The sequence below is a fragment of the Eubacterium sp. AM05-23 genome (genome assembly GCF_003477535.1).
In the GTDB taxonomy this organism is placed as follows: domain Bacteria; phylum Bacillota; class Clostridia; order Eubacteriales; family Eubacteriaceae; genus Eubacterium; species Eubacterium maltosivorans.
In genome coordinates this window covers 369,642-376,319 of the sequence record NZ_QUDF01000002.1, presented here as the reverse complement: position 1 = coordinate 376,319, position 6,678 = coordinate 369,642, and the positions used below count along the sequence as shown (strand labels likewise).

The window sequence follows — 6,678 nt, the reverse complement described above, 5'->3', positions numbered from 1 at the left end:
TCAGTATTATCTTTTTTCATTTTCTCCTTGACTTTTTATTTGCAGGCTTTATATATGTTAATTTTGCCCAAATAATCAAAAAAGACTTTTGTCCCATACTAAGGGACAAAAGTCTGTAACTTCTGCGATACCACCCAAATTGATGCACTGCCTTACAGCACACCCACTCATTTTACATACCATCATATGCACCCCGCTGATAACGGATGGGGCTCCCGTCGGCGCCTACTCCCTCATGGTTTCAGACCGCACTCCCAAGTCCATTCAGTAATTTCTGTGCTGCCGCATTTCCACCTGCCGCGGCTCTCTGGATACACCCGTCATTACCTACTTCTCTCGTTCGTCGTTTTGATTATTCTGGATTGGTGCTATTCTATAATAAATCCAAGCTTCTGTCAAGCTAAATTTAGGCTTATTTGCCGTTCCCGGTTTTATGGTTTATAATAGAACCACTCCACCGGAAAGGAAAATGATTATGTTCACACTTCACGAAGACGAAAAAGCGTACCGTCACGGCGATCACGGGCCAAAATACCTGATGATGGGTCCGACCTCAAATTTTGGTATTGTCAAGCTGCTACCTGGCAATGTGGTGTCTCCCCATTACCATGAGATTATGGAAGAAAACTTTTATATACTGGAAGGGACTGTCTCCATGACCGTAAATGATGTCGAAAGCACCTACTCGGCTGGTGATTTTATTCATTTGGAGCCGGGAGAAATCCATCGTCTTGAAAATAAGGGCACTGAAACGGTTCGTTTTGTGGTTACCACCAGCCCCTGGATGGACCATGCCGATAAAATTGAAGTATAGAGAGCCCAGAAGAACGTTCAGAGAGAAGATGCGGCGAAACACCGCATCTTCTCTTTTTGCTTACTGCAGCTTTTGTACTGGAAATAAAATCCCTGTTTCCAGCTCCTCCTCATCTTTAACCATATCCACATCCTTCAGGTAGCGTTCGACCGAGGGGCCGGTTACTTTGTATTCCGGGTGCTCGGTCAGCCACGAGCAGATTGCGTCATAAGCGTTGTGCAGGCCCTCAAAGGGGCCGATATGGGTAGTGGCAACACACAGGCGCGCCGGTATGACTTTAACATCCGGGTGTTCACCGCTTACCTCTACCTGAGCCTCGACATCCATACTTTCATAGCTGAATTCCTCACCCAGATAAACCTGCTGCGCTGCGCCGCAGCGCGTAAGCCCCAGCTCATTGACTTTTTTATACAGATCATCAAACAGGTCTCCGGTTTCACTGATGTTAATTTTCCGGCGGATACCGTAAACCCGCTGCGCTGGTGTTTCCATTACAATAACGTGATACTGGTCCTTTAACAAATTGCATTTTTCCATTTTCATCATGGCGTCCTCCATCTGACGGAGCTTTTTTCTGAGGGTATATATTTCATCATAGGCCGCCAACCGCCTGCGGTGGAGTCTTACAGCCAGCTCCTGCCCGGACAGCGTGAGCAGCTCGCCGATTTCAGACAGGGCGAAGCCGTAGTCCTTCAGTGTCTCGATCTCCGCCAGGGTTTCCAGCTGCGCGGCTTCGTAATAACGGTAGCCATTTTCACCAATACGGGTGGGCCGAAGCAACCCCATGGCGTCATAATACCGGAGCATACGCGGTGAAATACGCCCCAGCTTTGAAAATTCTCCAATGGTGAACATCCTTACCTCCTGTGTCATTCATTTTCTGAACCGGTTCATCTGTAGTTTATACCTTGACATGATGACAAGGTCAAGCCATTTTTTATTTTATCATCGAACACTTAAGTTATTTCAGGTATAATGGACTCACTACAACAGGAGGAACACCATGCAGCAGCCTGAAAAACGGCCGGAATTATCCATTCTGGCCCACACCCCCACACATCTCTACATCGCGCCTCATCTACTACTAAGGCCTTATATCGCGCATTACACCTTTTGCGCTCAGGGAGCACAGCCCAAAAGCCACCTTCCTGAAAAGCTGACGCTGATTCCCGATGCCAGCGGCTGTGTTGTCTTTTCTTATGACGGCAGAGCCCTGTCCGGCTGTTTCTGGGGCCCTACCACCAAAACGGTGGTGGTTTTCGGCGATGCTGAAAACATCCCACTGCGTTTTTTTATCGAGTTCCTTCCCGGCGGCGCAAATCGGCTTCTGGGGCTGAACCTCAAGGATTTTACAGACCGCAGGGAACCGCTTGAGCTCGTGTGTCCTTCCCTGAGCATTGGGATAAAGAATGCCTTTGAGCAAAGCCAAAGGGTGGCTTACCTCAGCAATGCGATTGACACACTGCTTCTGACCGCCTTAGCGGAAATGCCCGGCAACCCCCGGCCCCTTTCGCCCATTCTGAAGCATGTCAGTTGCCAGGCCACGGTCAGCACCGCAGCTGAAAAAATCGGGTATTCCGAACGCCACCTCCAGCGTCTCATAACAGAAGCTCTGGGAATGCGCTATAAAACCTTTACCCGGCTGACCCGCATCAACCTCGCCATGCAGCGCATGGAAAAAGATCCCATCGCTTTCACAAAGCTCGCGCATACGCTGGGCTACTATGATCAATCGCATTTCAACCATGATTTCAAGGCGGTCTGCGGTATATCACCGACAAAATACTATGCTCACATGTCGGATTTTTACAATGAATCCTACAAGTTTTAGTTTATAGTAACAGAACAAGGAGGTGACGCTCGTGAAAAGTGATTTACAAACCATTCCCGGCGTTGGACCAAATATGGAGAGGCATCTTCTGGAGCTTGGCTACAGCACGGTCGATTCGCTGAAGGGGGCAGACCCTGAGACGATGTATCGCAGAGAATGCCGGCAAAGGGTTGAGCAGCTGGACCGATGTGTTCTCTATGTTTACCGGCTGGCGGTTTACTTCGCTGAGAATACCGAGCATGACCCTGAAAAACTAAAATGGTGGAACTGGAAAGATTGACACCACCGGTAAAGGAGATTATATGAAATATAATGCATTCATGCTTGTCGTATCCGATATGGAAAAATCCCGCGCTTTTTATGAAAAGCTTCTGGGGCTCAAAGTTGCCATGGATCTGGGAGTCAATGTCAGCTATGACTGTGGCGTGGCTCTCCAGACAAAGGAAACCTGGCTGGAATTCATCGACAAACCGGAAAACGCTGTCTGCTTTGGCGGCAATGATAAGGAGCTGTACTTTGAAGAGGATGATCTGGACGGATTTCTCAAGGTTCTGGAAAGCTGGGGCGCCACGCTGGTACGGCCAATGTTTACCCAGGCGTGGGGACAGCGGGTGATCCGCTTTTATGACCCTGATCACCACATCATCGAGGTTGGAGAGCCTCTCTCATTGGTGATCAAGCGGTTTTTATCCCAGGGGTTAAGCATTGAGACGACCGCTGAGCGCACCATGTGCCCGCTTCCCTATGTCCAATTCCTGGCCAAAGAGCTGGCGGAGGAAATAAATGAATAACGCTTCATGGATCGACCCCTATTGTCTGGATAAAAAGGGTGTCGAGAAGGTCTGGCAGGCCGAATGGAAGGCGATGAAATATCTGCTTCATGGAAAAATGTTCGCCTATATGGGGGAGCATAAAACCGGTGATCCCATCGTCACGATGAAGCTGCCGCCTGAGGAGGGTCTGGCCCTCCGGGCTGCCTATCCCGATGCGGTTATTCCCGGTTATTATATGAATAAAGTTCACTGGAACACGCTCTACCTCGAAGGCGGCGTACCAGAGAGCACGGTCCGAAAAATGCTCGACAGCGCCTACGAGACTGTCCTCAAAAACCTTCCCAGAAAAGTACAGCACGAAATCATCGAAGCTTAAAGAAAAAGAAGAGGCTGCGGCATTTTGCCGCAGCCTCTCCTTTTTAATCTCTAAAGCAATCCGTTTAACCTACCGGGTATCCTCCACTGGCTTAAACAGGTGGATGGTGCCCGTTTCATTCAGATGGCACAGCAGTGAGAGCACGATCGGAAAACCGAAAAGCCCTACAACGCCAAAAAGCTGCAGACCCACAAACATGCTGGCCAACGTAATCACCGGATGAAGGCCGATCTGGCTTCCCACGATTTTCGGTTCAATAATGTTTCGCACCACTGTGACCACCAGATAGACCAGCAGCAGCCCCAATGCCAGCGGATAGTTCCCCTGCAGGGCTGTGATCACCGTCCAGGGGATCATGATACCACCTGTGCCCAGTACCGGAAGAATATCGAACACCGCAATGACAAAGGCGATGATCAGAGCATTGTCGACACCGATGAGGGTCAGGCCAATGACGAGCTCAACAAAGGTAATGCTCATGATGAGCGCATAGGAGCGGATACACACAAAGAGTGTTCCCACCACGTATTCCTTGATCTGAACAAAAACTGTCCTGGTCTTTCCATTTAACTGGTGCATGACAAAGCCTGTCAGACGGTCATAGTCGATGGCGATAAAAAAGGTGGAAATAATGAGTAACAGCAGCTTGATAAAAAGCCCGGGCAGCGAAGACGCAATATCCGATACGGTGCCCATAGCCCCCATGGACAGGCTGGAAACCATCTGCCCCAGAGACTGCACCAGACGGTTAAACATCTCCTCAAAGGCTGCTACCAGAGTGGGATCCATCCTGAGCACCGACTGCTCTACCCCCTCAAAAATCCCCATGAGCACTGGCTCCACATGGAGGGCATAAATCTGGGGCAGATTAAAAATCAGCTCTCTGGAAGCCGCAAATGCCTTAACCCCGAGGAGTGAAATGAGCGTGCCGATGGTACCGTAAAAGACAAGCACCACCACAATCGCCGATATTTTCCTGTTCAAGCGCAGTTTTCCGGACAACAGGCGGATTGGTCCTTTCAGCAGACAGGCCAGAGCAAAGCCGATGATAAAAGGAGTCAGCAACGGCATGGCATATTTGAGTACCGCAAAGCACAGAAGCGCAAGAATGGCAAAATACATAAAATTAATGATAAAAGCCCGCCGTTTTTCAGTTTCCATATTAATCCTTACCTCGCATAAGCTTCCTGTTCCATATCGACCGTTGTTTTGGAGGCGCTGGCCTGTACCAGCACCTCGCCGATGCTCAGGATATGATCGCCGATGCTCTCAATATCCATAAGTATTTCGGAATAAATCACACAGGCTTCGTCTGAACAGAGGCCTTTTCGCATCCGGGCAATCTGGTTTCTCTGGTAATCAAGTGTCAAATCATCCATTCTCTGTTCATAGTCGGCAATTTCAGTCAGCCTCTTTTCAGTAATGGCCTCCAGCCGGCTGAGTGAGTCCAGCACGCCGATGCTGACCTGCTGAAGCGACCGCATTTCTTCCTGGGCCTCCTCTGTAAATCCGATATGTTTTTCCTCCAAAAGCCTGGCCTGTTCACTGATATTGACCGCATGGTCCCCCACGCGCTCAAGGCTGCCGCAGATTTTGAAAAACGCGGAAACCAGAACCCCATCTTTTTCATTGAGCTCATAGGTTATGACATGCGAAATGTACCTGGAGATCTCGGTATTCAGATAATTGACATACTCTTCTGATTTTGCCACATCCTTTGTATAGCGGCTGCTCTTTTCCAAAACCCCTTGAAATGCCTGTTCCAAGTTCTCTGTGACCATTTTCGCCATGCGCCGCAGTTCACGCCACACACCGTTCACGATAATGGCAGAGGTACCCATCTGGTATTCCAACGAAGCCTCAACAGGCTTGATGTATAAAAGCTGGTGCTCGCCGCTTTTTTCTGAAGGGCGCTCGGGCAGAATTCTGATCGCCGCCTTTGCCAGGAGCGTGCCAAAGGGCAGCAGCATCAGCGTTGTCGCAATATTGAACAGTGTGTGCATATTGGCGATCTGGGCTGCTGGATTTGCCGGAGACAGGGACTCGACAAAGGCCGTGAGTGGCGTCAGCATGCAAATGACTGTAAAAACAACCGTTCCAATGATGTTAAACAGTAAATGGATGACTGTGGTCCGCTTGGCGTTGCGGCTGGTGCCAATGGACGCCAGCACTGCGGTAATACAGGTCCCGATATTCTGTCCAAACAGCACATACACCGCACTTGGCAGGCCGATTACGCCGCTGACGGCCAGCGCCTGCAAAATTCCGACTGAAGCGGATGAAGACTGAATCGCAGCGGTAAAAACAGCCCCTGCCAGAATCCCGAGGGCCGGGTTCGAAAACCGGGTCATCAGATTGACAAAGGCCGGTGAGTCACGAAGCGGCATCATCGCTGTGCTCATCATATCCATACCGATGAACAAAATCCCCAGTCCGGCGACAATCAGGCCCCAGTGGTGCAGCTTAACCTTTTTGGTAAAAACCACCAATGCTACGCCGCAAAAAGCGAACAGCGGCGCCAGCGCCCCCACATCGAGCGCGATGAGCTGGCCCGTAATCGTCGTACCAATATTGGCCCCCATAATGATCCAGACCGCCTGAATCAGAGTCATCATCCCTGAGTTCACAAAGCCAACAACCATGACGGTTGTGGCGGATGAAGATTGAATGACCGCCGTGATGGCCGCCCCAACGGCCACTCCCAGAAATCGGTTGGCGGTCAGCCGCTCCAGTATCTGCTTCATACGATTGCCCGCAGCCGCTTCAAGACCCGAGCTCATCATCTGCATTCCGTACAGAAACAGGGCTAACCCTCCGAGTAAACCCAAAACATCAGTAACACCCATAACTTTTCACTTTCCTCCTACCAGATGAACCACCGTCA

The 6,678-nt window shown here is 50.1% G+C and carries 8 protein-coding genes and 1 other annotated feature; of the genes, 5 read left to right on the top strand and 3 right to left on the bottom strand.

From position 1 onward, the window contains the following. Nucleotides 1-98: 98 nt before the first annotated feature. Nucleotides 99-353: a binding site (T-box leader), on the bottom strand. A gap of 122 nt (nucleotides 354-475) precedes the next feature. Next, complete coding sequence (locus DW091_RS04070) at nucleotides 476-814, top strand: cupin domain-containing protein (protein ID WP_090415267.1); 339 nt, start codon at nucleotides 476-478, stop codon at nucleotides 812-814. Nucleotides 815-874: 60 nt separating this feature from the next. On the opposite strand, the gene DW091_RS04065 is transcribed toward DW091_RS04070, so the two are convergent. Continuing rightward, nucleotides 875-1,669, bottom strand: coding sequence for a MerR family transcriptional regulator (locus tag DW091_RS04065; RefSeq protein WP_118517459.1), 795 nt, complete (start codon nucleotides 1,667-1,669; stop codon nucleotides 875-877). Between the two features lie 148 nt (nucleotides 1,670-1,817). On the opposite strand from DW091_RS04065, the gene DW091_RS04060 reads away from it, so the two are divergent. Genes DW091_RS04060 through DW091_RS04045 form a run of 4 tightly spaced genes read left to right on the top strand, consistent with a single transcriptional unit; the run spans nucleotide 1,818 to nucleotide 3,794 of the window. Further along, on the top strand, nucleotides 1,818-2,645 hold the full coding sequence (locus DW091_RS04060) for a helix-turn-helix transcriptional regulator (protein ID WP_074617712.1): 828 nt from the start codon (nucleotides 1,818-1,820) through the stop codon (nucleotides 2,643-2,645). A gap of 31 nt (nucleotides 2,646-2,676) precedes the next feature. Further along, nucleotides 2,677-2,925, top strand: coding sequence for a helix-hairpin-helix domain-containing protein (locus DW091_RS04055; RefSeq protein WP_118517458.1), 249 nt, complete (start codon nucleotides 2,677-2,679; stop codon nucleotides 2,923-2,925). A 22-nt stretch (nucleotides 2,926-2,947) separates the two neighbouring features. After that, complete coding sequence (locus DW091_RS04050; protein ID WP_118517457.1) at nucleotides 2,948-3,436, top strand: VOC family protein; 489 nt, start codon at nucleotides 2,948-2,950, stop codon at nucleotides 3,434-3,436. Next, nucleotides 3,429-3,794: an MmcQ/YjbR family DNA-binding protein gene (locus DW091_RS04045; RefSeq protein ID WP_118517456.1), complete on the top strand. Its 366-nt coding sequence runs from the start codon at nucleotides 3,429-3,431 to the stop codon at nucleotides 3,792-3,794. The genes DW091_RS04050 and DW091_RS04045 overlap by 8 nt, the downstream gene beginning before the upstream one ends. A 69-nt stretch (nucleotides 3,795-3,863) precedes the next feature. Here the strand turns inward: DW091_RS04045 and ytvI are convergent, their stop codons facing one another. Beyond that, complete coding sequence (gene ytvI / locus DW091_RS04040) at nucleotides 3,864-4,955, bottom strand: sporulation integral membrane protein YtvI (RefSeq protein ID WP_118517455.1); 1,092 nt, start codon at nucleotides 4,953-4,955, stop codon at nucleotides 3,864-3,866. Between the two features lie 8 nt (nucleotides 4,956-4,963). Further along, entirely contained in the window at nucleotides 4,964-6,640 is a 1,677-nt protein-coding gene (locus DW091_RS04035) for a Na/Pi cotransporter family protein (protein WP_074617708.1), read from the bottom strand. Between the last annotated feature and the right edge of the window lie 38 nt (nucleotides 6,641-6,678).

Coding starts and splice junctions, on each gene's coding strand:
- DW091_RS04060 (WP_074617712.1), top strand. CDS start 1,818: ATGCAGCAGCCTGAAAAACGGCCGGAATTATCCATTCTGGCCCACACC.
- DW091_RS04070 (WP_090415267.1), top strand. CDS start 476: ATGTTCACACTTCACGAAGACGAAAAAGCGTACCGTCACGGCGATCAC.
- ytvI (WP_118517455.1), bottom strand. CDS start 4,955: ATGGAAACTGAAAAACGGCGGGCTTTTATCATTAATTTTATGTATTTT.
- DW091_RS04065 (WP_118517459.1), bottom strand. CDS start 1,669: ATGTTCACCATTGGAGAATTTTCAAAGCTGGGGCGTATTTCACCGCGT.
- DW091_RS04045 (WP_118517456.1), top strand. CDS start 3,429: ATGAATAACGCTTCATGGATCGACCCCTATTGTCTGGATAAAAAGGGT.
- DW091_RS04050 (WP_118517457.1), top strand. CDS start 2,948: ATGAAATATAATGCATTCATGCTTGTCGTATCCGATATGGAAAAATCC.
- DW091_RS04035 (WP_074617708.1), bottom strand. CDS start 6,640: ATGGGTGTTACTGATGTTTTGGGTTTACTCGGAGGGTTAGCCCTGTTT.